The following is a 20,452-nucleotide window of genomic DNA, read 5'->3' as shown; positions in this document are numbered from 1 at the left end:
TCAGTTGGCCTCTTCCGGAACGGTGGCTTCGCTTACCGCGGGCGTGACGTCGGGCTTGATCCACCAGGTGTCGATGCCGATGTCGTACTTGGGTGATACGGCGGGGTGGCCGATATGGTTCCAGTAGGCCACGCGCCAGGTCTTGATATGCCAGTTGGGGATCACGTAGTAACCCCATTGCAGCACGCGGTCCAGGGCGCGGCAGTGCTCGATCAGGCTCTGCCGGGAGTCGGCGTTGATCAACTGCTCCACCAGCTGGTCGATGCCAGGGTCGCGCAGGCCGATGAAGTTGCGGCTGCCGGGGTTGTCGGCGGCGGCGCTGTTCCAGTACTCGCGTTGCTCGTTGCCGGGCGAGTTGGATTGCGCGAAGCCGCCGACGATCATGTCGTAGTCACGCGAGCGCAGGCGGGTGATGTACTGCGACACGTCCACGCGGCGGATCTCGAGGTTGATGCCAAGGTCCGCGAGGTTGCGCTTGAACGGCAGCAGCACGCGCTCGAACTGGGTCTGGGCCAGCAGGAACTCGATGGTCATCGGCTTGCCGTCTTTATCGACCATCTTGTCGTCGACGACCTTCCAGCCGGCCTCCTGCAGCAGCTTGTAGGCCTGGCGCTGCTGGTCGCGGATCATGCCGCTGCCGTCGGTGACCGGGTTGTGGAAGGCGCCGTTGAACACCTCGTCCGGCACCTTGCCGCGCAGCGGCTCGAGGATCTTCAGCTCGGCGGGGCTGGGCAGGCCGCTGGCGGCCATTTCGGAGTTCTCGAAGTAGCTGCCGGTGCGGGTGTAGGCGCCGTTGAACAGCTGCTTGTTGGTCCATTCGAAGTCCAGCAGCAGGCTGATGGCGTGGCGCACGCGGATGTCCTGGAACATCGGCTTGCGCAGGTTGAAGATGAAGCCCTGCATGCCGACGGGGTTGCCGTTGGGCAGCTCTTCCTTGATCAGCCGGCCGTCGCGCACGGCGGGCACGTCGTAGGCGGTGGCCCAGTTCTTCGCGCTCACCTCCAGGCCGTAGTCGAACTGGCCGGCCTTGAGGGCTTCGAGGGCGACGGTGTTGTCGCGGTAGGAATCGAAGGTCATCACATCGAAATTGTAGAAGCCGCGGTTGATCGGCAGGTCCTTGGCCCAGTAGTCCTTGACCCGCTCGTAGCGGATCGAGCGGCCGGCCTTCACCTCGGCGACCTTGTACGGGCCGCTGCCGAGCGGGATCTCCAGGTTGCCGCGGTCGAAGTCGCGGCCTTGGTACCAGTGCTTGGGCAGCACCGGCAGCTGGCCGAGGATCAGCGGCAGCTCGCGGTTGTTGTTGTGCTTGAACTTGAACAGCACCGTGAGCGGCGTTTCGGCGACTACTTCTGCGACGTCGGCGTAGTACTGGCGGTACAGCGGCGCGCCGTCCTTGATCAGGGCGTTGAAGGTGAATACCACGTCCTCGGCGCGCATCGGGTGGCCGTCGTGGAAGCGTGCCTCGGGGCGCAGGTAGAAGCGCACCCAGCTGTTGTCGGGGGCCTTTTCGATCTTGCCGGCCACCAGGCCGTACTCGGTGAAGGGTTCGTCCAGGCTCTGGCGCATCAGGGTGTCGTAGATGGCGCCGACGTTGTCGGCGGGCACGCCCTTGTTGATGAACGGGTTGAGGCTGTCGAAGCCGCCGAAGCTGGACTGGCGAAAGGTGCCGCCCTTCGGTGCGTCGGGGTTGACGTACTCGAAGTGCTTGAAGTTGGCCGGGTATTTCGGTGCCTCGTCGTACAGGGTCAGGGCGTGTTGCGGGGCGGCCACGGCCGGGAGCGTGAGGCAGGTCAGCAGCAGGCTCGCGGCCAGGCGGCGCAGGGTCGGCGTCATTTGGCTTTCTCCGAAGGCTTCTTGATCCACCAGCTGTTCAGCCCGAGGGTGTAGGGCGGCGTGATGACGAAGGCGAACCGGTTGCGGTAGGCCAGGCGGTGATTGTCGAGGTACCAGTTGGGGATCATGTAGTACTGCCATGAGAGCACGCGGTCCAGGGCGCGCGCGGCGGCAATCTGGTCATCGCGGCTGCGGGCGGCGAGCAAGGTGTCGAGCAGGTGGTCGACCACCGGGTCCTTCACGCCAGCATAGTTCTTGCTGCCCTTGGTGGCGGCCTGGCTTGAGTGGAAATACAGCCACTGCTCGAGGCCCGGGCTCAGGGTCTGGTTCAGGGTCATCAGGATCATGTCGAAATCGAACTGGTCGAGCCGTTGTTTGTACTGGGCGCGGTCCACGGTGCGCAAGCGCGCATCGATGCCGATGCTGGCCAGATTTTCGACATAAGGTTGCAGGATGCGTTCGAGGTTGGGGTTCACCAGCAGCAGCTCCAGCCTGAACGGTTGGCCTTTGCTGTCGACCAGGCGCTGGCCGTTGAGCTTCCAGCCGGCCTGGGCGAACAGGGCCAGGGCCTGGCGCAGGGCGGGGCGGCTGATGCCGCTGCCGTCGGTGTGGCTGACCTGGTAGGGCTCGGTGAACAGCTTGTCCGGCAACTGGTCGCGGAATGGCTTGAGCAGCAGCCATTCCTTGCCGGTGGGCAGGCCGCTGGCGGTGAAGTCGCTGTTCGGGTAATAGCTGGTCGAGCGGCGGTAGGCGCTGCTGAACAGGGCGCGGTTGGTCCACTCGAAGTCGAGCATCAGGCCTAGCGCCTGGCGCACCCGTGGGTCGCTGAACGCGGCGCGGCGACTGTTCATGAACAGGCCTTGGGTTTGCGTGGGGATCTTGTGCGGAATCTGCGCCTTGATCACCTCGCCACGGCGTACGGCGGGGAAGTTGTAGCCGTTGGCCCAGTTCTTCGCCTGGTGCTCGATGTAGATGTCGAATTCACCGGCCTTGAACGCTTCGAAGGCCACGGTGGCGTCGCGGTAGAACTCGTATTCGACACGCTTGAAGTTGTACTTGCCGCGGTTAACCGCCAGGTCCTTGCCCCAGTAGTTCTTCACCCGTTCGAACACCAGGCGTCGGCCCGGCTGCACCTCGGTGATGCGGTACGGGCCGCTACCCAGTGGTGGTTCGAAGGTGGTGGCCTTGAAGTCGCGCTTGGCCCAGTAGTGCTTGGGCAGCACCGGCATCTCGCCCAGGCGCAGGATCAGCAGCGGGTTGCCAGCGCGCTTGAACACGAAGCGGATGCGCAGCGGGCCGAGGATATCGACCCGGGCCACTTCCTGCAGGTTGGTGCGGTAGATCGGGTGGCCGTCCTTGAGCAGCGTGCGGTAGGAAAACGCCACGTCCTGCGCGGTGATCGGCACACCATCATGGAAGCGCGCCTCGGGGCGCAGGTTGAACACCACCCAGCTGCGGTCCTCGCTGTACTCGACCGAGCGGGCGATCAGGCCGTAGCTGGAGGTGGGTTCGTCGCCGGACGGGTCGTACATGCCGGTGCCGACCATCAGCGGCTCGTTCAGCTCGCTGATGCCGTACTGCAGGAAGTTGGGCGTGGTGACCGGGCTCGAGCCCTTGAAGGTGTAAGGGTTGAGCGTGTCGAAGGTGCCGAAGGCCATGGCCCGCAACGTGCCGCCTTTGGGGGCTTGCGGGTTGACCCAGTCAAAGTGGGTAAAGCTGGCCGGGTACTTGAGCGTGCCGAACTGCGCGTATCCGTGGCTTTCGCTCACCATCGCGACGGCGGGGAAGCTCAAGGCCAGGCTGAGTGACAGCAGGAGGGGACGTATCAAGTCGGCATCCGATCCAGAGGGCGTTGGGCTTGGTTCGGGGTACAGTAACAGCTTGTCTGGAATGGAAAAAGGGTAGGGCGCGGGGCTTTGCTTCAGCCTTCAAAGCATCGTGGGGCCAGCCCGCTCCCACGCTGATCGTGACTGGCGTGGGAGGGGGGCTGGCCCCGCTATCGAGGTATCAGCGCGCGAGGTAGACGGTCAGGGTCTGGCCTGGCTTGAGCGCATGCCCGGTACGTGGGTTCCAGCGCTTGAGGTGCTTCATCTCGACGTTGAAACGCTTGGCCACCAGGTAGTACGAGTCGCCCTTACGCACCTTGTACTGGGTGGAGCGTTGCTTGGAGTCGGCCACGCGGTTGGCTGCCGCGCTCGGCGCGCTGCCGCCACGCAGGGCCAGGACCTGGCCGACCTTGAGGTTGTTGCCACGGATGCGGTTCCAGCTTTGCAATTGCTTGACCGACACCCGGTTGGCCTTGGCGATGCTGCCCAGGTTGTCGCCACGCTTGACCCGGTAGCTGCGCGCCGCGGGTGCCTTGGCCTCGGCCAGGGCGGCCTGGAACACGGCCTTGTTCGGTTGCAGGCTGACCAGTTCCTCGGGCTTGAGGTTGGACATGCGGTCGCTGAGCAGTTGCGCCTTGGCGGTCGGCACCAGCAGTTGTTGGGGGCCGTCCACGGTCATGCGCTTCTTGAAGGCAGGGTTGAGCTGGATCAGTTCGTCTTCGTCGATGTCGGCGAAGGCGGCCACGCGGGACAGGTCGAGGCGGTCGTTGATGGCGACGGCTTCGAAGTACGGCTCGTTGGCAATGGGGTTCAGGTTGACCCCGTAGGCGGCTGGGGTGTTGACCACCTGCGACAGGGCCAGCAGCTTGGGCACGTAGTCGCGGGTTTCCTGCGGCAGCGGCAGGTTCCAGTAGTCGGTCGGCAGGCCCAGGCGCTCGTTGCGCTCGATGGCGCGGCTAACCGTGCCTTCACCGGCGTTGTAGGCCGCCAGGGCCAGCAGCCAGTCGCCGTTGAACATGTCATGCAGGCGGTTCAGGTAATCCAGCGCGGCGTTGGTCGAGGCGGTGACGTCGCGACGGCCATCGTAGAAGTTGGTCTGGCGCAGGTTGAAGTGGCGCCCCGTGGACGGGATGAACTGCCACATGCCGGCGGCATGCGCCCGGGAGTAGGCCATCGGGTTGTAGGCGCTCTCGATGGCCGGCAGCAGGGCCAGTTCCAGCGGCATGTCGCGTTCTTCGAGGCGCTCGACGATGTAGTGCAGGTAGAGGCTGCCGCGCTCGCCGGCGTTCTCGAGGAACGACGGGTTGCTGGCGAACCACAGGCGCTGCTGTTCGATGCGCGGGTTGACGTCCATGCCGTCCTGCAGGGCGAAGCCCTGGCGCATGCGCTCCCAGACGTCCTGGGGCGGTGCCTGCTCCTTGGGCTTGACCACCAGCGGCGCCGGTTTGTGCTTGATCCGCGCCTGATAGTTGTGCGCGCGAACGCTGTCGGCTTCGTCGAGCTGACGGGTGCTCTGGCAGCCGACCAGGGTGGCGGCCAGCGCCAGTGCACTGATCTGGGCCAGTCGCGTCAGGGCGACCGAATGAGAGGTTCTGCGGCTACGGGAAGACATCGGCTGGGACGGTTATCCGGGCGAAAAAGTTGGGCGATTCTAGAAACCGCTCCCCGCCGGGTCAACCATCGGGCCTATGATGCGATATATCTTGGGGTTATCAGAACACGTCCTTCCAAGACCTCAAGGCAGCAAAAACAGTGGCTTGGCTGGGGTTGGAATGTCCCTTCCATTCGTCTGCTTTTTGTTTAACGAATGTTTCAGCGGTGCGCAAAAACGGGTTGGTCAGGCGCTCCAGGCCAATGTTGGAGGGCAAGGTGATGCGATTGTCGGCGCGCAACCGGGTAACGTCCTCGAACCGTTGGCGAACGTGTTCATTGTCGGGTTCCACGGCACGGGCGAAGCGCAGGTTGCTCAGGGTGTATTCGTGGGCGCAGTACACTTCGGTCGCGGCGGGCAGGGCGGCCAGGCGTTGCAGCGAATGGTGCATCTGCTCGGGCGTGCCTTCGAACAAGCGGCCGCAGCCGGCGGCGAACAGGGTATCGCCACTGAACAGTAGCGGTGTGGGCGATTGCGCAGTGTAATAGGCGATGTGCCCCAGGGTGTGGCCGGGCACGGCCAGGACCTCGAATGCAAGGCCCAGCACCTCGATGCGTGTGCCGTCTTCCAGGGCGATATCGCGGCCCGGGATCGCTTCGCTGGCCGGGCCGTACACCCGGGCGCCGGTGGCCTGTTTCAAGGCTTCGACGCCGCCGACGTGGTCATGGTGGTGGTGGGTGACGAGGATTGCCTGCAATGCCCAGTCCGGGTGCTGCTCCAGCCACGCGCGCACCGGCCCGGCGTCACCGGGGTCGACCACTGCGCAGTGGCGATTGGCAGTATCCTGTAACAACCAGATGTAGTTGTCGTTGAAAGCGGGTAGGGCATCGATCTGTATCATGTGCGGATCCGTATCGCCAAGCCTGGACATTGAGGGCATCTTAGCCGCGATGGCGCGAGCGGAGAACCTTCGAGGGAGAACGCAATGACCGACCAAGCCTTCGCCCAGGCCGACCCCGACTGGGTCGAGCTGATCCGCCTGGCCCGCGACTGGTTCGATGGGCCTCTTGGGCAGTTGATGCTCAAGGAAGAGGAAAAGTTGCTCGAAGAAGAGCTGCGGCGCTTCTTCGGTGGCTACCTTGTGCACTACGGCCCCTGTGCAGAACCCCCGCCCAATGCCCCGCAGGTGCAGCGCAACGTGCGCCTGGGCGCGCCGCTGCCGGGGGTGGAGATCGTCTGCGAGGAGCAGGCCTGGCCGTTGTCGGAGCACGCCGCCGATGTGGTGGTGCTGCAGCATGGCCTGGACTTCAGCCTGTCTCCCCACGGGCTGCTGCGTGAGGCCGCCAGTTCCGTGCGCCCGGGGGGGCACCTGCTGATCATCGGGATCAACCCCTGGAGCAGTTGGGGCGTGCGTCATTTCTTCAGCCACGGGGCCTTGCGCAAGGCCCGTTGCATCTCGCCGTCGCGGGTTGGCGACTGGCTCAACCTGCTGGGCTTCGCGCTGGAGAAACGCCGCTTCGGGTGTTATCGTCCGCCGCTTGCCTCGCCGGCCTGGCAACAGCGCCTGGCTGGCTGGGAGCGCGTGGCCGGGGGCTGGCAAACTGCCGGCGGCGGTGTCTACCTGCTGGTGGCGCGCAAGATGGTGGTGGGCCTGCGGCCGTTGCGTCTGGAGCGCCGCGAGCCGATGGGCAAGCTGCTGCCGCTGCCGCTGGCCAAGGTCAACCGCAGCGCCACCCATCCCGAATCCGAAAAGCACTGAACATGAGTGGTACATGAGCGATAGCGTCGAGATCTACACCGATGGTGCCTGCAAGGGCAACCCTGGCCCGGGCGGCTGGGGTGTGCTGATTGTCTACAAGGGCGTCGAGAAGGAATTGTGGGGCGGCGAGCGCGAGACCACCAACAACCGCATGGAGCTGATGGCGGCGATCGAGGGCCTCAAGGCGCTCAAGCGCGAGTGCGAGGTGCTGCTGACCACCGACTCGCAGTACGTCATGAAGGGCATCAACGAGTGGATGGTCAACTGGAAGAAGCGCGGTTGGAAGACCGCGGCCAAGGAGCCGGTGAAGAACGCCGACCTGTGGGTGCAGCTCGATGAGCAGGTCAACCGGCACAAGGTGACCTGGAAGTGGGTCCGTGGGCATATCGGCCATCCGGGCAACGAGCGCGCCGACCAGCTGGCCAATCGTGGGGTTGATGAGGTTCGCGCTCAGCGTTGATCCGATTGGGGCTGCTGTGCAGCCCATCGCGGCTGAAGCCGCTCCTACCCCGATCCACGCGCTTTCTGTAGGAGCGGCTTCAGCCGCGATGGGCCGCAAAGCGGCCCCGATTTCGTTATACTCCCACCCCGAATTCAAGCACCGCCAGTTGGAGTCCCCGCGTGGAGCAGCAGCAAGACAAACGGTTCGTCATCCTCGACACCGAGACCACCGGCATGCCGGTGGCCGAAGGCCACCGCATCATCGAGATCGGTTGCGTCGAGGTCGTGGGCCGGCGCTTGACCGGGCGGCACTTCCATGTCTACCTGCAGCCCGACCGTGAGAGTGACGAGGGCGCGATCAACGTCCACGGCATCACCGATGCTTTCCTGGTCGGCAAACCGCGTTTCGGCGATGTGGCCGAGGAGTTCTTCGAGTTCATCCAGGGCGCCACCCTGGTCATCCACAACGCGGCGTTCGACGTCGGCTTCATCAACAACGAGTTCGCCCTGATCGGCCAGCAGGATCGTGCCGATATCTCGCAGCATTGCCCGATCCTCGACACCCTGATGATGGCGCGCTCGCGCCACCCGGGGCAGCGCAACAGCCTCGATGCCCTGTGCAAACGCTACGGCATCGACAACTCCGGCCGTGAGCTGCACGGCGCACTGCTCGACTCGGAACTGCTGGCCGACGTCTACCTGGCGATGACCGGTGGCCAGACCAGCTTGTCGCTGGCGGGCGAAGGGGCGGGCGACGAGGATGGGCAAGGGGCAACCGGTAGCGAGATTCGTCGTATCGTCGGGCGTGCGCCGGGGCGGGTGATCCTGGCCAGCGAGGAAGAGCTCGAGGCCCATGCCGAGCGTTTGGCGGCCATCGCCAAGTCGGCGGGTGGGCCGTCGATGTGGCAGGCATTGACCGAGCCAGCCGCCAGCTGACTCGAAGGCAGGCCCGGCCCATCGCTGGCAAGCCAGCTCCCACAGGGACCGCATCCAGCGCTGCACCTTGTGAGCCGGCCTGGCGATGACAGCATCACACTCGACTACCCTGAGGGAAATTACCCGCAGAGGTAGCCGCCCGATGTACAAGGACCTGCAGTTCCCGATCCTCATCGTCCACCGGGCCATCAAGGCCGACAGCGTCGCTGGCGAGCGGGTGCGCGGCATTGCCGATGAACTGGTGCGTGACGGCTTTGCCATCCTCGCCGCCGCCGACCAGGCCGAAGCGCGGCTGGTGGCTGCCACTCATCATGGCCTGGCCTGCATGCTGATCGCCGCCGAGGGCGTCGGCGACAACAGCCGGCTGCTGCACAACATGGCCGAGCTGATCCGCCTGGCGCGGCTGAGGGCGCCCAACCTGCCGATCTTCGCCCTGGGCGAGCAGGTCACCCTGGAGAATGCCCCGGCCGAGGCCATGGGTGAACTGAACCAGCTGCGCGGCATTCTCTATCTGTTCGAAGACACCGTGCCGTTTCTCGCCCGCCAGGTGGCGCGGGCCGCGCATAACTACCTCGACGGCCTGCTGCCGCCTTTCTTCAAGGCCCTAGTGCAGCACACCGCACAATCCAATTACTCCTGGCACACACCGGGCCACGGCGGTGGCGTGGCTTACCGCAAGAGCCCGGTGGGGCAGGCCTTCCATCAGTTCTTCGGTGAAAACACCCTGCGCTCGGACCTGTCGGTCTCGGTGCCGGAACTGGGCTCGCTGCTCGACCACACTGGCCCACTGGCCGCCGCCGAGGCGCGGGCGGCACGCAACTTCGGCGCCGACCATACCTTCTTCGTCATCAATGGCACCTCCACCGCCAACAAGATCGTCTGGCACGCCATGGTCGGGCGCGGTGACTTGGTGCTCGTGGACCGCAACTGCCACAAGTCGGTGGTGCACGCGATCATCATGACTGGCGCCATTCCTATCTACCTGTGCCCGGAACGCAACGAGCTGGGCATCATCGGACCCATACCTCTTGATGAGTTCAGCCAGGTGTCGATCCAGGCAAAGATTCAGGCCCACCCGCTGGCCCAGGGAAAGCCTGCGAAGATCAAGCTGGCCGTGGTCACCAACTCTACCTACGACGGCTTGTGCTACCACGCCGGGATGATCAAGCAGGCCCTGGGTGCCAGCGTCGAGGTGCTGCACTTCGACGAGGCCTGGTTCGCCTACGCTGCCTTCCATGAATTCTTCGCCGGCCGTTTCGCCATGGGCACGCCGCGTGCCGACGATGGGCCGCTGCTATTCAGCACCCATTCTACCCACAAGCTGCTGGCGGCCTTCAGCCAGGCCTCGATGATCCATGTGCAGGACGGTGCCAGCCGCCAGTTGGACCGTGACCGTTTCAACGAAGCGTTCATGATGCATATCTCCACCTCGCCGCAATACAGCATTCTCGCTTCGCTGGACGTGGCCTCGGCGATGATGGAAGGCCCGGCGGGGCGTTCGCTGCTGCAGGAGATGTTCGACGAGGCCCTGAGCTTTCGCCGGGCGCTGGCCAACCTGCGCGAGCACCTCGCCGCCGATGACTGGTGGTTCAGCATCTGGCAGCCGCCGACGGTGCAGGCCGGTGAGCTGCAGGCGGCGGATTGGCTGCTGCAACCGGGGGCGGAGTGGCATGGCTTTGGCGGGTTGGGCGACGACTATGTCTTGCTCGACCCGCTCAAGGTCACCCTGGTGATGCCGGGCGCCGCTGGCGCAGCGGAGGGCCATGGAATTCCCGCGGCAGTGGTGGGCAAGTTTCTCTGGGAGCGCGGGCTGGTGGTGGAAAAGACCGGCCTGTACAGCTTCCTGGTGCTGTTCTCGATGGGGATCACCAAGGGCAAGTGGAGCACGCTGCTCACCGAGCTGCTGGAATTCAAGCGCCACTACGACGCCAATACCGCCCTGGCCGACTGCCTGCCCAGCGTGATGGTGGAGCAGCCGTCACGCTACCAGGGGCTGGGGCTGCGCGACCTGTGCCAGCAACTGCACGGTTTCTACCGTGGCAATGCCACATCCAGGCAGCTCAAGCAGCTGTTCACCCGTTTGCCCGAGGTGGCGATGACTCCGGCCGGGGCCTATGACCGGATGGTGCGCGGGGAGGTGGAGGCGGTGCCTATCGAGCATCTGCTGGGCCGGGTCGCGGCGGTGATGCTGGTGCCCTATCCCCCGGGAATCCCGTTGATCATGCCGGGCGAGCGCTTCACCGAGGCGACCCGATCGATCCTGGTCTACCTGGACTGCGCCCGGGCCTTCGACCAGGGTTTCCCAGGCTTCGTCGCCGACGTGCACGGCCTGCAGCGGGAAGGGCAGCTGTATACGGTGGACTGCGTCAAGGAATGCGAATGATCTCGACGCCGGTCTGGGCCAGCTCGAAACGGTCGTCGCCCAGGTGATTGACGCGGTCGCCGATAGCCAGGCGATAGCTGGTAACCGGCGCGCCGAGGGTGCTGCCGTCGGCCTGGAGGGTTGACTCCTGGAACTCGTGGACCGGGTAGATACGGCCTTCGGCGTCGCGGGCGTGGAACTGGCCGACCATTACTGCTGCCATTTAGGTGGAAACCTCTGAATCGTGTAGGAAATGTCTGTAGGCATAGACCAGTGAATCGCCCGGGAAGTTTTCAGCCGAATGGAAAAAAACCGCGAAGCCGAGGAACGGTCATCTATAACTAACTGGTCCCATTCCCAGAGCAGAGGTTGCAAAACGCCATGAGCCAGGTCTATTCGGTAGCGGTCGTCGTCGGCAGCTTGCGCAAGGACTCCTACAACCGCAAGGTGGCCCACGCGCTGTCTGAGCTGGCGCCGTCCAGCCTTGCCCTGCGAATCGTCGAGATCGGCGACCTGCCGTTGTACAACGAAGATGTCGAGGCCGAGGGCGCCCCTGAGGCGTGGAAACATTTCCGCGACGAGATCCGCCGCAGCGACGCGGTGCTGTTCGTCACGCCGGAATACAACCGTTCGGTGCCGGGGGGGTTGAAAAATGCCATTGATGTAGGATCGCGTCCCTATGGGCAGAGCGTGTGGGCTGGCAAGCCGGCGGCGGTGGCCAGCGTGTCGCCGGGGGCGATCGGCGGGTTTGGTGCCAATCATGCGGTGCGCCAGTCGCTGGTGTTCCTCGATATGCCGTGCATGCAGATGCCCGAGGCTTACCTCGGTGGGGCGGCAACGTTGTTCGATGACAGTGGCAAGTTGAGCGACAAGACCCGGCCGTTCCTGCAGGGGTTCATCGACAAGTTTGCCTCGTGGGTGAAGCTTAACCGGGCGGTCTGAAGATGCCTCATCGCCGGCAAGCCGGCTCCTGTGGGAGCCGGCTTGCCGGCGATGGCCATCACGCGGACGATCAGCAAGCCTGCGGCATCTCCCCCTTGGCCAACCGCCGGTTGATATCGGCGATTACCTCAGGCAGCTCGTTGATGGTGTCGATCAGGTAGTGCGGGCGCGACCCTGCAAACATCGCGTGAATGCGCTTGCGCTCGCTCTCCAGCTTTTCCGCGCTCAGGGCCTGGTAACCTTCCCAGGTCAGCCCCAGGGCATTGCCCGAACACACCAGTGCCACGGTCCACATCCCGGCGCGGCGGCCTTCGAGAATCCCCGGTACGGTGTCGTCGACCTTCACGCAGGCGGCCACATCGTCGATGCCCAGGGCAATCACGTTGGCCAGCGCCTGGGCGGGCCACGGGCGACCGTTCGGTGTCTCGTCGGTGGCCACCACGTGATCGGCCACATAGCCGTTCTGCGCTGCCAGCTCGACCACCTTGTCCATCACCACCTTCGGGTAGCCCGAGCATGAGCCGATTTTCAGGCCGTCCTTGCGCAGCCCGGTCAGGGTATCCAGGGCGCCGGGGATCAGCGCCGAATGCACGGCGATCTTCTCAATCTGCAGCGGCATGAAGCGCTCGTAGATGGCGGTCACATCGTCATCGGTCGGCGTGCGGCCGAACACCTTGCGGTAGCGCTCAGCGATCTCCGGCACGTCGCACAGGGTGCGGATGTGGTCCCACTTGCCCATGCCCATCGGGCCACGGGCCTCTTCGATGGAGACCTGTACGTCGAACTCGGCGAAGGCTTCGACGAAGATCTGCGTCGGAGCGAACGAGCCGAAATCGACCACGGTGCCGGCCCAGTCGAGGATGGCGGCTTGCAGCTGGGTGGGGTTGCTGTAGTTCATGTGCGCGTTTTCCTTGAATTGGGTGGGCAGAGGGTCAGATGTCCAGTACTTCCATTTCCCGCAGCACTTCGGCCACGGCGTTCACGGCGGCCAGCATGCCCTCGGCACCGACCACGCCGATGCAGCCGACGCGGAAGGTCTCGACCTGGGTCAGCTTGCCGGGGTAGAGGATGAAGCCCTTGGCCTTGACGCGCTCGTAGAAATCCTTGAACTGGTAACGCGGGTCTTTCGGCGCGTGGAAGGTGACGATGATCGGTGCCTGGATTTCGGCGGGCAGGAAACTCTGCAGGCCGATTTTTGCCATGCCGTCGAGCAGGGTCTGGCAGTTGTCGGCGTAGCGCTGGTGGCGGGCGGGCAGGCCACCCTCTTCGTTGTATTGCTGCAGCGCTTCGTGCAGGGCGGCGACCACGTGGGTCGGCGGGGTAAAGCGCCACTGGCCGGTCTTGGTCATGTAGGCGTGCTGGTCTTGCAGGTCCATGGCCAGGGAGTGGGCATTGCCTTCGGCGGCGGCCAGGGCGGTTTTTTCAGCAAAGACGAAGCCCATGCCGGGTACGCCTTCCAGGCACTTGCCGGAGGCGGCGATCAGCGCTTCGAAGGGAATCTTGCGGGCGTCGATTGGCAGTGCGCCGAACGAACTCATCGCGTCGATGATCAGGCGTTTGCCATGACGCTTGATCACCTGGGCGATCTCTGGCAGCGGGTTGAGGATGCCGGTGCTGGTCTCGCAGTGGATCAGTGCCACGTGGGTCACGGCGGGGTCGGCGGCCAGCAGGCGGTCGACGTCCGCGGCGGTGGTTGGCTGGTCTTCGGCGGTCTCGAAGGTGCTGTACGCGCGGCCCAGTACCTTGCAGATCTTGGCCAGGCGTTGGCCGTAGGCGCCGTTGATCAGCACCAGTACCTTGCCGTCCCGGGGTACCAGGGTGCCGATGGCGGCCTCGACCGCGAAGGTGCCGCTGCCTTGCAGGGGCACGCAGTGATGGCTGGCGCTGCCGTCGAGGATGGCCAGCAGCTGCTCGCACACGCTGGCGGTCAGTTGGTTGAAGTCGCGGTCCCACGAGCCCCAGTCCACGAGCATGGCCTGGCGGGTGCGGATCGAGGTTGTCAGTGGACCGGGGGTCAGCAGGATCGGGGCGTTGCTCATTCCGTGGTTCCTCACTTGCGGTGGGCTGGAAGCTAGTGGGGCTAGGTTGCAATTCACCGTGTCATCAATCAAATTGTTTGTAGATATGCCAGCCATAAGTCAGGCCGATAGATATGAACCTGTTCCAGCTCCGTGCCTTCGATGCCGTCGCCCGCGAGGGCAGCTTCACCCGTGCCGCCGAGCGCCTGTTCATCAGCCAGCCGGCGGTGACCGGGCATGTAAAGGCGCTGGAGGAGCATTACCAGATCACGTTGCTGCGGCGAACCGCACGGCGGGTCGAGCTGACCGAGGAGGGCACGCGCCTGGCGGCCATCACCCGGGCCATGTTCGGCCTGGCCGAAGAGGCCCAGGCCATGCTCGAGGCCAACCGGCAGTTGCTCACCGGGCGCCTCGAGGTGGCGGCGGACGGGCCGCACCGGGTGATGCCGATGCTGGCGCAATTGCGCGAGCGCTACCCCGGTATCACCGTCAACCTGCGCCTGGGCAACGCCCAGGAAACCTTGGCCGCGCTGCTGTCGGAGCATGCCGACGTGGCCGTGCTGACGGAGATCGAGCCACGCAAGGGCCTGCACCTGCAGGGCCTGTGCGAGTCGCAACTGTGCGCGTTGCTGCCGGTGGGGCACGCCTGGGCGAGCAGCGACGGCGACTTGCCCCTGGCCGTGCTGGACAGGCAGATCATGGTGCTGCGCGAGCCAAGCTCGACCACTCGGCGCACCTTCGACAAGGCCTGTGCCGACGCAGGCGTGCAACCCCGGGTGTTGCTGGAGCTGGACAGCCGCGAGGCGGTCACCGAGGCGGTGGCGGCGGAGCTGGGCATCGGCGTGGTGTCCTCCACCGAGGTGGCTCATGACCCCCGGGTGGTGGCCCGCCCCCTGGCCGGCCAGGGGTTGGTCAACCAGCACATGGTCGGTTGCCTGGAGCGCCGCCGCGAGCTGCGCCTGATCCAGGCATTCCTGGGCCTGGCCGCCGGCCAGTGATTGGCGGCTGACGTTTTCTCCATGGCGGCTTAAGATGGCCACCACAGCGCAGACTGGATTGTCGATGAGCGAGAAGGACACCATTTCCATGCAGCTGGTGCGCGAAGCCCTGTTGCAGACCTGCCCGGCAGGGCAACCCGATGTCGGTGTACTGCGGCGTGCCGGTATCGACCCGGCGCAGCTTGAGCTGCCAGAGGCGCGGGTGAGTGCCGATGCCTACGCGCAGCTTTGGCGGCTGCTGGCGCGGCGCTGCAACGATGAATTCTTTGCCATGGACCCACGTGGCCTGCCCGTCGGTAGCCTGGCCTTCATGACCCGCGCAGCCATGGCTCAGCCGACCCTCGGTGAGGGGCTGGACGTCGCGCTGGGTTTTCTCTCGTTGATGCTCGAGGACCTGCATCCCACCCTGATACGCCAGCAGAGCCTCGCCGAAATCGTCATCAACGAACCCCGCGAAGCGTCCCGCCGAGCCTTCACCTATTTCACCTTCTGGATGATCGTGCACGGCGTCGCCTGCTGGTTGGCCGGCCGGCGCATCCCGATCCTGGCCATCGACCTGCGCTGCGGCGAGCCTTCATTCTGCGATGACTACCGGGTCATGTTCTCGGAAAGCTTGCAATTCGACCGGCCGCGTACGCGGATGATCATTGCCGCCGACAGCCTTGACCTGCCACTCAAGCGTACGCCGCAGGAACTGCAACGCTTCCTGGCCGAAGCGCCCGGCAACATTCTGGTCAAGTATCGCGATCCTGCCAGCCTGGGGCGGCGTATACGCAACGACCTGTTGCATCGACACCCCAATCAGTGGCCTGACGCCGACGCCCTGGCGCGGCAGCTGTGTCTGTCGCCTTCCACCCTGCGTCGGCGCCTGGCCGAGGAGGGGCAGACCTACCAAGGCCTCAAAGACAGCGTGCGACGTGAATTGGCGATTGCCTGGCTCAGCGAGGCTGAACCCGCCATGGCGGACATCGCCGAGCGTTTGGGGTTTGCCGACAGCAGTTCGTTTTACAAGGCCTTTCGCAAATGGTTCGGCTGCAACCCCGGCCATTACCGTGCGCTGGTCCAGGCGCGCGATGCTCACTGCTGAGCGACCGCAGCTCCCGAATCGCCGTGGCAGCTGTTTCGCTTCCCTCTGAAGCTTCGCCGCAATGAGTGAAAGATTGTGCCCTCTCATCAGCACAGAGGGCTCTTCATGCGAACATTTCCGACTGTACCCAGTACCCGCAACGGCGTCTCTGCCAAGGATATGCAAACGGCTGCTGCCGCTTTCACCCAATCGCTCCCTCGATGGATCTCAGGTACCTCTGCAGCCAACATCTACACGTTGCGGGTATTGATCGCCAGCCATAGAGCCAGCCAGATAGCCGTGGCCAGCGCGACCAACGCAGTCGTACCGCTGCATGTGTTCGCCGAGAGCAGATTCTCCGAAGCCCTGGCAGGCATGCTGCCGAATGGGCAAACACTGACCAGTTTGCAGTGGCGAAGAAAGATGCGTGAAGAGGTGGGGCATTCGGTTCCCCATTTCGAAGATTCTTTTGAAGTTCAGCCAGCGCTGTCGCGCCTGGCGCAGAATTTTGCCGATAGTGCCACCCCTCTGAGCGGCAGTGGCTTGGTTGTTCAGGTTGGCGATGATCAGGTCATTGGCAACACGGCGCAATTGATCGAAACGTGCCGCCAACTGGATGCGGGAAAGCAGTACCAGGCACTGCTTGATCAACATCTCACCCAGAACAAGGCGCTGCTGGTCGCGGACAAGCTTGCGGGCTTCAAGCTGGCCGTGCATGTCGCATTTCTCAAGGGCAAGATCGACAGCGATGTGAGCGCCGCACTGGAGCACTACGCTGAAAGCCCGAACGGCACGAGTACCGAGCCCAGGCTCACGGCGTATCCAGGGCTGATGTCCATGCTGGGGGTGCTGGTCCATGAGGCATTGATCATCCAGTTGAAAACTGTCGATGGCGATAATGCAGGTGTCGTGACCTACATGCCTGGCGATGCCGACAATCCACTGCGCTGGCACAGCTCCACGCAGGACTTGCAAGTTGAAATGGTCTCTCACCTACGGCGCCAGGGTTATCTGCGCGAACTCCTGCAATTGATCGCGCTGGATGCACGCAGCGCGTTCTTCCGGCAGTTGCAGTTGCGCTTGATGGATGCAGCGCCTGACCTGCAGCTAGATGGCATGACCGGTCATGGCACAGTCTTCACACGCTGGGTGGATGAGCAGGTCGAGCGCGTGCGCGCGGATGCCAAAGCGCTGCTTGTACCTACCGCAGACGCTGATGCCGAGGCCAGCCGTAAACGCCTGGAGGATTGGAAGTCGCTTGGCTGGGAGCTGATCGGGCTGGCCGGGTTCTTCATTCCGGTGGTAGGGGCCGTGCTGTTGGGGGCGTTGCTGAAGGATGTTTGCGCCCAGGTGTTCGAGGGCGTTACAAATTGGGCCAAAGGGCATGATCACGAAGCATTGCAGCATGCACTGAACGTGGCGCAGGTTGTTGCCGCCACGTCTGTTGGTCTGGTTGCAGGCGCCGCTGTGGGCCGTTTGGTCGACAGGGCGCTGGTCGAGGGCCTGGAAGTGGTTGCGTTGGACGATGACAGCCAAGGGCTGTGGAACGGCGACCTGAGTATCTACGCGCGCGAGTTGCCGGATGACGCGACCCTGGGCGCAGATGGCTTGTATTTCCAAGGCAGCCGCCGTTGGCTGAGGGTTGAGGAGCATTATTACGAGGTTCATCAGCCGAGTGAGAACGGGGCCTGGCGGTTGCTCCATCCGGATCGGCCACAGGCTTACGGGCCGGTGTTGCAGCACAACGCTGAGCGCCTGTGGCTGCTACCTGACGACTCGCCCATGGACTGGAAGGATGCACGGCAGATGCTTGGCCGTCTCTGGCCACAGCAACGTCCGCTCGACCCGCAACGCGCCAAGCAGGTCCTGCAGGCGGCTTGCAGCGATGTGGATGAACTGCGAGGGATTCTGGTGGAGAACCGCCCTTTGCCGGCCAACCTGCGCGATACGCTGCGCCGTTTCGAGGCCGATGAAAAGATCGAGCGTTTCTTCGAGTCGCTGGCCTGCGGTGAGTCTGTGCACGATGACCCAGCGCTGCTTGAATGGTGCGAGAAGCACCCCGGTTTAGCTGGGCTGACGGCCGCCGAACGACCTGGAGCTATCCTCGACCAACAGATCGAGCTACGTCATGGCCTGTTCGATTACCTGACAGCCGTCGAGCCAGGTTCTGATCCTGTTGTTCAAGTACTCCGACGGGATTTCCCAGGCCTGCCCACCGATTACGCCATCGAATTGGCCTGTCAGGTCAGCGGCGACGAGCGAGAAGAGGTCGAGTTGCTGCAGCGCCTGCCGTTGCCTGTCGCCACCAGAGCGCGCTCCCTGCTTCAGCTTGCCAGGCTGAATCAAGCCGTGCAGGGCGTGATGCTGCGCAACGCCTACAGTGATGTCGGTGATGAGTTGGCGCTGGGATTGTTGTCGAGGCTTGGCCATTGGTCTTTCTCGCGGCGCGTGGAGTTGCGCCTCGGTTCTGCGGAGGGGCGCCGGCTGGCAGTTATCAACGTGCAGGCTCCGGAAGCCGATCAGATAACCCTGGTGCGGCATGCGGGCGCGTTCGTGCTGTATGACGCTCAAGGCCTTGAGTTGCCAGAGCAGAGCTGCGCCCCTGATGACCTCTTCCAGGCCCTAGTCACAGTACTGACAGCAGAGCAGAAAGCCGCCCTTGGCCTAGGCAGCGAGCACCCGGCTGGCGAGCTACGGCGACAGGTCGTCAATCTGCTGCCCATAGGTCGGCAGAAGCTGGTGAAACAACTGGCCTGGCGGGAACAGCAGGGCTGGTTCAATCCGGGGCAGCGCTTGGGAGACGGCCGTGTAGGGTATTCGCTGGGCGGCAGCGTATCTCAAGTGCGGGGGCCTGGGTGGCGGGTTCGGCGGCGATTGGTCAGGCTCTATCAGGGTGATACGCCCAGGCAGATCGATGAGCATCTGTTTCGCATTCTGGACGCTGCCAACCCCTACGCCGCGCTGATTCTGGAAGAGCAGAACTACCATATGCTCGACCATTACCTGGAAACATGGATTTCTGCCGGGTCAGGAGGAGAACGGGCAGCGCGTCGCATGCTTGGCCGAAGGTTGCTACAAGCCTGGCGCCGGCAATTACCGGTCGATGTCCATGAAAATGCCGTGCGCGGCTTTGTTCTGGACCTGAGCGGCCATCGTGTGAGCAGCCTGCCTCTACTGGAGGACGCGATCGACTTCCATTACGTCACCTCCCTGGCAATGGTCAATACGCCCCTGCAGATGGTTCCAGATGCCTTCTTCAGTTGCTTCGGGCATGTTCGCCGTCTGAGCATGGCGCGCAACCGTCTGGAAGCATTGCCGGTCGGCATTCGGTACCTGCGATTTCTTGAAAGACTGGACCTTTCGTACAACGGTATTCGCAACGGCGAGCGCGTATCCGAGGCGCTGAGTTCACTGACTCGCCTGCGGGAGCTGGACCTCAGTTTCAATCCGTCGATTCGCAGTCTGTACCTGGGCGATTGGGCTTCAGGCCTGAGGCGCTTGAGCCTGAGGCTGTGCGGATTGACGCAATGGCCTGCAGGGTTGGAACGGTGTCAACTGCTGCGCTGGATCGACCTGAGTTCCAATAACCTGGTCAACGTACCCGCCACCATCCAGGCAATGCCGTATAACTATCGTACTTCGATTCTACTGGGTCGAAACGCCATTGATCAGGTGCAACTGGAGCGCCTGTATGCGCGCCCTGCACCTGTCCATCCGCCAGCCCCACAACCCGCCCCTGAGCTGCTGGCTGCCAGGGCAGTCTGGGTGGTCGGAGAGCAGGCGCAAGCGCGTGGGGCGACCTGGGATCGATTGTTCGCTGACCCAAGAAGCCGCGAACTGGAAACGATCCTGCGCCGGCTGCAGCAAAGCAGCGACTATCGCAATCAGGCCTACCACCGTGTGCTGGATGCTCGAGTGTGGACGCTGCTTGACGCCATGGATACTGACACGGCGCTGGCAGACGACGTCCACGCCCATGCGGTTGGCAACGTTACCTGTGCAGATGATGTCGCCGATCGCTTCAGCGAGCTGCATCTGCTCGCATTGGTGAACAACGCAAAGCGCTCGACAGCAGTGGCCGAGCAGCAACAGGCACTGCTCGACCTGGGGCAGGGTTTGTTCCGCCTCACGCTGCTGAAGGAACATATCGGCAGGTACATCGCTGAGAAGACGCTGAGCACCCCGCATCTTGATGCCGTCGAGGTCAGCCTTTATTTTCGCTTGGCGTTGGCCGAAGAGATGAAGCTGCCAAGCCAGCCGCACTCGATGTTGTTTGGCGCGATAGCCAACGTCAGCGAGGCGGACCTGGCGGCCGCACGGGTCTTTGTAAGGGATGCGGCCACCGTCGAAGCAAAAGCCGCTTTCTTGAGCCAGCAGAAATTCTGGAGCCAATGGCTGGAAACGCAACAGGCGGAAGCGTTCGCGCCCATCCTCGAGCAATCCCAGGACAGTCTGGACCAGCTATATGACCGGCAGTCCGAGATGACCAGCCAGCAGTATCTGGAGCAAACCGCTGAGGTGGCCGAAAAGCTTGATTACCTGAAAAACCGTCTGGTCATCTTCTTGACAACACCTTTGCTGAGGCCCGACGCGGATTCAGTCCTGCCACCTGGCGACCAAACCGGTCATCCAGATTGACAGCTTTGGCCATTGCTCGTCAGGGCCTCTAGCGACAACATC

At 63.8% G+C, this 20,452-nt stretch carries 15 protein-coding genes; 8 read left to right on the top strand and 7 right to left on the bottom strand.

Annotated elements, in window-relative coordinates:
- The 4 genes from ACZ9C1_RS10020 to gloB form a co-directional block, all read right to left on the bottom strand.
- Positions 1 to 1,833: an extracellular solute-binding protein gene (locus tag ACZ9C1_RS10020; RefSeq protein ID WP_476253935.1), complete on the bottom strand. Its 1,833-nt coding sequence runs from the start codon at positions 1,831 to 1,833 to the stop codon at positions 1 to 3.
- The gene (locus ACZ9C1_RS10015) at positions 1,830 to 3,662 is read right to left on the bottom strand and encodes an extracellular solute-binding protein (RefSeq protein WP_476253934.1); all 1,833 of its coding nucleotides are present in this window, start codon (positions 3,660 to 3,662) and stop codon (positions 1,830 to 1,832) included. Before ACZ9C1_RS10015 ends, ACZ9C1_RS10020 begins: the two co-directional genes overlap by 4 nt.
- Positions 3,663 to 3,840: 178 nt before the next feature.
- Positions 3,841 to 5,271 carry a lytic transglycosylase domain-containing protein gene (locus tag ACZ9C1_RS10010; protein WP_046854819.1) on the bottom strand — a complete coding sequence of 477 codons (1,431 nt, stop codon included), beginning with the start codon at positions 5,269 to 5,271 and terminating at the stop codon, positions 3,841 to 3,843.
- A 100-nt stretch (positions 5,272 to 5,371) separates the two neighbouring features.
- On the bottom strand, positions 5,372 to 6,151 hold the full coding sequence (gloB, locus tag ACZ9C1_RS10005; RefSeq protein WP_476253933.1) for a hydroxyacylglutathione hydrolase: 780 nt from the start codon (positions 6,149 to 6,151) through the stop codon (positions 5,372 to 5,374).
- Positions 6,152 to 6,235: 84 nt separating this feature from the next.
- Between gloB and ACZ9C1_RS10000 the strand changes: the two genes are divergently transcribed.
- The 4 genes from ACZ9C1_RS10000 to ACZ9C1_RS09985 all read left to right on the top strand — a co-directional run bounded on the left by ACZ9C1_RS10000 (position 6,236) and on the right by ACZ9C1_RS09985 (position 10,769).
- Positions 6,236 to 7,009: a methyltransferase domain-containing protein gene (locus ACZ9C1_RS10000; protein ID WP_038706475.1), complete on the top strand. Its 774-nt coding sequence runs from the start codon at positions 6,236 to 6,238 to the stop codon at positions 7,007 to 7,009.
- 13 nt (positions 7,010 to 7,022) lie between these two features.
- Positions 7,023 to 7,469, top strand: a complete 447-nt coding sequence (gene rnhA / locus ACZ9C1_RS09995; RefSeq protein ID WP_023629443.1) for a ribonuclease HI — start codon at positions 7,023 to 7,025, stop codon at positions 7,467 to 7,469.
- A gap of 161 nt (positions 7,470 to 7,630) precedes the next feature.
- Positions 7,631 to 8,386, top strand: a complete 756-nt coding sequence (dnaQ, locus tag ACZ9C1_RS09990) for a DNA polymerase III subunit epsilon (RefSeq protein ID WP_023629444.1) — start codon at positions 7,631 to 7,633, stop codon at positions 8,384 to 8,386.
- Positions 8,387 to 8,528: 142 nt separating this feature from the next.
- A complete protein-coding gene (locus ACZ9C1_RS09985; protein WP_457378714.1) occupies positions 8,529 to 10,769 on the top strand; it encodes an Orn/Lys/Arg family decarboxylase in 2,241 nt (746 codons plus the stop codon).
- On the opposite strand, the gene ACZ9C1_RS09980 is transcribed toward ACZ9C1_RS09985, so the two are convergent.
- Positions 10,753 to 10,971, bottom strand: a complete 219-nt coding sequence (locus ACZ9C1_RS09980) for a hypothetical protein (protein ID WP_028690532.1) — start codon at positions 10,969 to 10,971, stop codon at positions 10,753 to 10,755. The genes ACZ9C1_RS09985 and ACZ9C1_RS09980 overlap by 17 nt on opposite strands.
- Positions 10,972 to 11,129: 158 nt before the next feature.
- On the opposite strand from ACZ9C1_RS09980, the gene ACZ9C1_RS09975 reads away from it, so the two are divergent.
- Positions 11,130 to 11,690: an NADPH-dependent FMN reductase gene (locus tag ACZ9C1_RS09975; RefSeq protein ID WP_476253932.1), complete on the top strand. Its 561-nt coding sequence runs from the start codon at positions 11,130 to 11,132 to the stop codon at positions 11,688 to 11,690.
- Positions 11,691 to 11,760: 70 nt separating this feature from the next.
- Here the strand turns inward: ACZ9C1_RS09975 and phnX are convergent, their stop codons facing one another.
- Positions 11,761 to 12,588 (bottom strand): phosphonoacetaldehyde hydrolase, encoded by an 828-nt coding sequence (gene phnX, locus ACZ9C1_RS09970; protein ID WP_139669799.1) that lies wholly within the window; start codon positions 12,586 to 12,588, stop codon positions 11,761 to 11,763.
- A gap of 34 nt (positions 12,589 to 12,622) precedes the next feature.
- Positions 12,623 to 13,729 (bottom strand): 2-aminoethylphosphonate--pyruvate transaminase, encoded by a 1,107-nt coding sequence (locus ACZ9C1_RS09965; protein WP_277505044.1) that lies wholly within the window; start codon positions 13,727 to 13,729, stop codon positions 12,623 to 12,625.
- Between the two features lie 113 nt (positions 13,730 to 13,842).
- Between ACZ9C1_RS09965 and ACZ9C1_RS09960 the strand changes: the two genes are divergently transcribed.
- From ACZ9C1_RS09960 to ACZ9C1_RS09950, 3 genes are all read left to right on the top strand, one after another.
- A complete protein-coding gene (locus ACZ9C1_RS09960; protein WP_258600284.1) occupies positions 13,843 to 14,706 on the top strand; it encodes a LysR substrate-binding domain-containing protein in 864 nt (287 codons plus the stop codon).
- A gap of 64 nt (positions 14,707 to 14,770) precedes the next feature.
- Positions 14,771 to 15,793, top strand: coding sequence for an AraC family transcriptional regulator (locus ACZ9C1_RS09955; protein WP_258600285.1), 1,023 nt, complete (start codon positions 14,771 to 14,773; stop codon positions 15,791 to 15,793).
- Positions 15,794 to 15,898: 105 nt separating this feature from the next.
- Complete coding sequence (locus tag ACZ9C1_RS09950; protein ID WP_476253931.1) at positions 15,899 to 20,410, top strand: NEL-type E3 ubiquitin ligase domain-containing protein; 4,512 nt, start codon at positions 15,899 to 15,901, stop codon at positions 20,408 to 20,410.
- Positions 20,411 to 20,452: the final 42 nt, after the last annotated feature.

The organism is Pseudomonas sp. TE21435 (genome assembly GCF_056279265.1).
Note: the sequence above shows the minus strand (reverse complement) of the source record. Positions and strands in the feature narration are given on the sequence as shown.

Bases quoted from the DNA above. Each gene is read 5' to 3' on its own strand.
- ACZ9C1_RS10020 (WP_476253935.1), bottom strand. From the start codon at position 1,833: ATGACGCCGACCCTGCGCCGCCTGGCCGCGAGCCTGCTGCTGACCTGC.
- ACZ9C1_RS10010 (WP_046854819.1), bottom strand. From the start codon at position 5,271: ATGTCTTCCCGTAGCCGCAGAACCTCTCATTCGGTCGCCCTGACGCGA.
- gloB (WP_476253933.1), bottom strand. From the start codon at position 6,151: ATGATACAGATCGATGCCCTACCCGCTTTCAACGACAACTACATCTGG.
- ACZ9C1_RS10000 (WP_038706475.1), top strand. From the start codon at position 6,236: ATGACCGACCAAGCCTTCGCCCAGGCCGACCCCGACTGGGTCGAGCTG.
- rnhA (WP_023629443.1), top strand. From the start codon at position 7,023: ATGAGCGATAGCGTCGAGATCTACACCGATGGTGCCTGCAAGGGCAAC.
- ACZ9C1_RS09985 (WP_457378714.1), top strand. From the start codon at position 8,529: ATGTACAAGGACCTGCAGTTCCCGATCCTCATCGTCCACCGGGCCATC.
- ACZ9C1_RS09980 (WP_028690532.1), bottom strand. From the start codon at position 10,971: ATGGCAGCAGTAATGGTCGGCCAGTTCCACGCCCGCGACGCCGAAGGC.
- ACZ9C1_RS09975 (WP_476253932.1), top strand. From the start codon at position 11,130: ATGAGCCAGGTCTATTCGGTAGCGGTCGTCGTCGGCAGCTTGCGCAAG.
- phnX (WP_139669799.1), bottom strand. From the start codon at position 12,588: ATGAACTACAGCAACCCCACCCAGCTGCAAGCCGCCATCCTCGACTGG.
- ACZ9C1_RS09965 (WP_277505044.1), bottom strand. From the start codon at position 13,729: ATGAGCAACGCCCCGATCCTGCTGACCCCCGGTCCACTGACAACCTCG.
- ACZ9C1_RS09960 (WP_258600284.1), top strand. From the start codon at position 13,843: ATGAACCTGTTCCAGCTCCGTGCCTTCGATGCCGTCGCCCGCGAGGGC.
- ACZ9C1_RS09955 (WP_258600285.1), top strand. From the start codon at position 14,771: ATGAGCGAGAAGGACACCATTTCCATGCAGCTGGTGCGCGAAGCCCTG.
- ACZ9C1_RS09950 (WP_476253931.1), top strand. From the start codon at position 15,899: ATGCGAACATTTCCGACTGTACCCAGTACCCGCAACGGCGTCTCTGCC.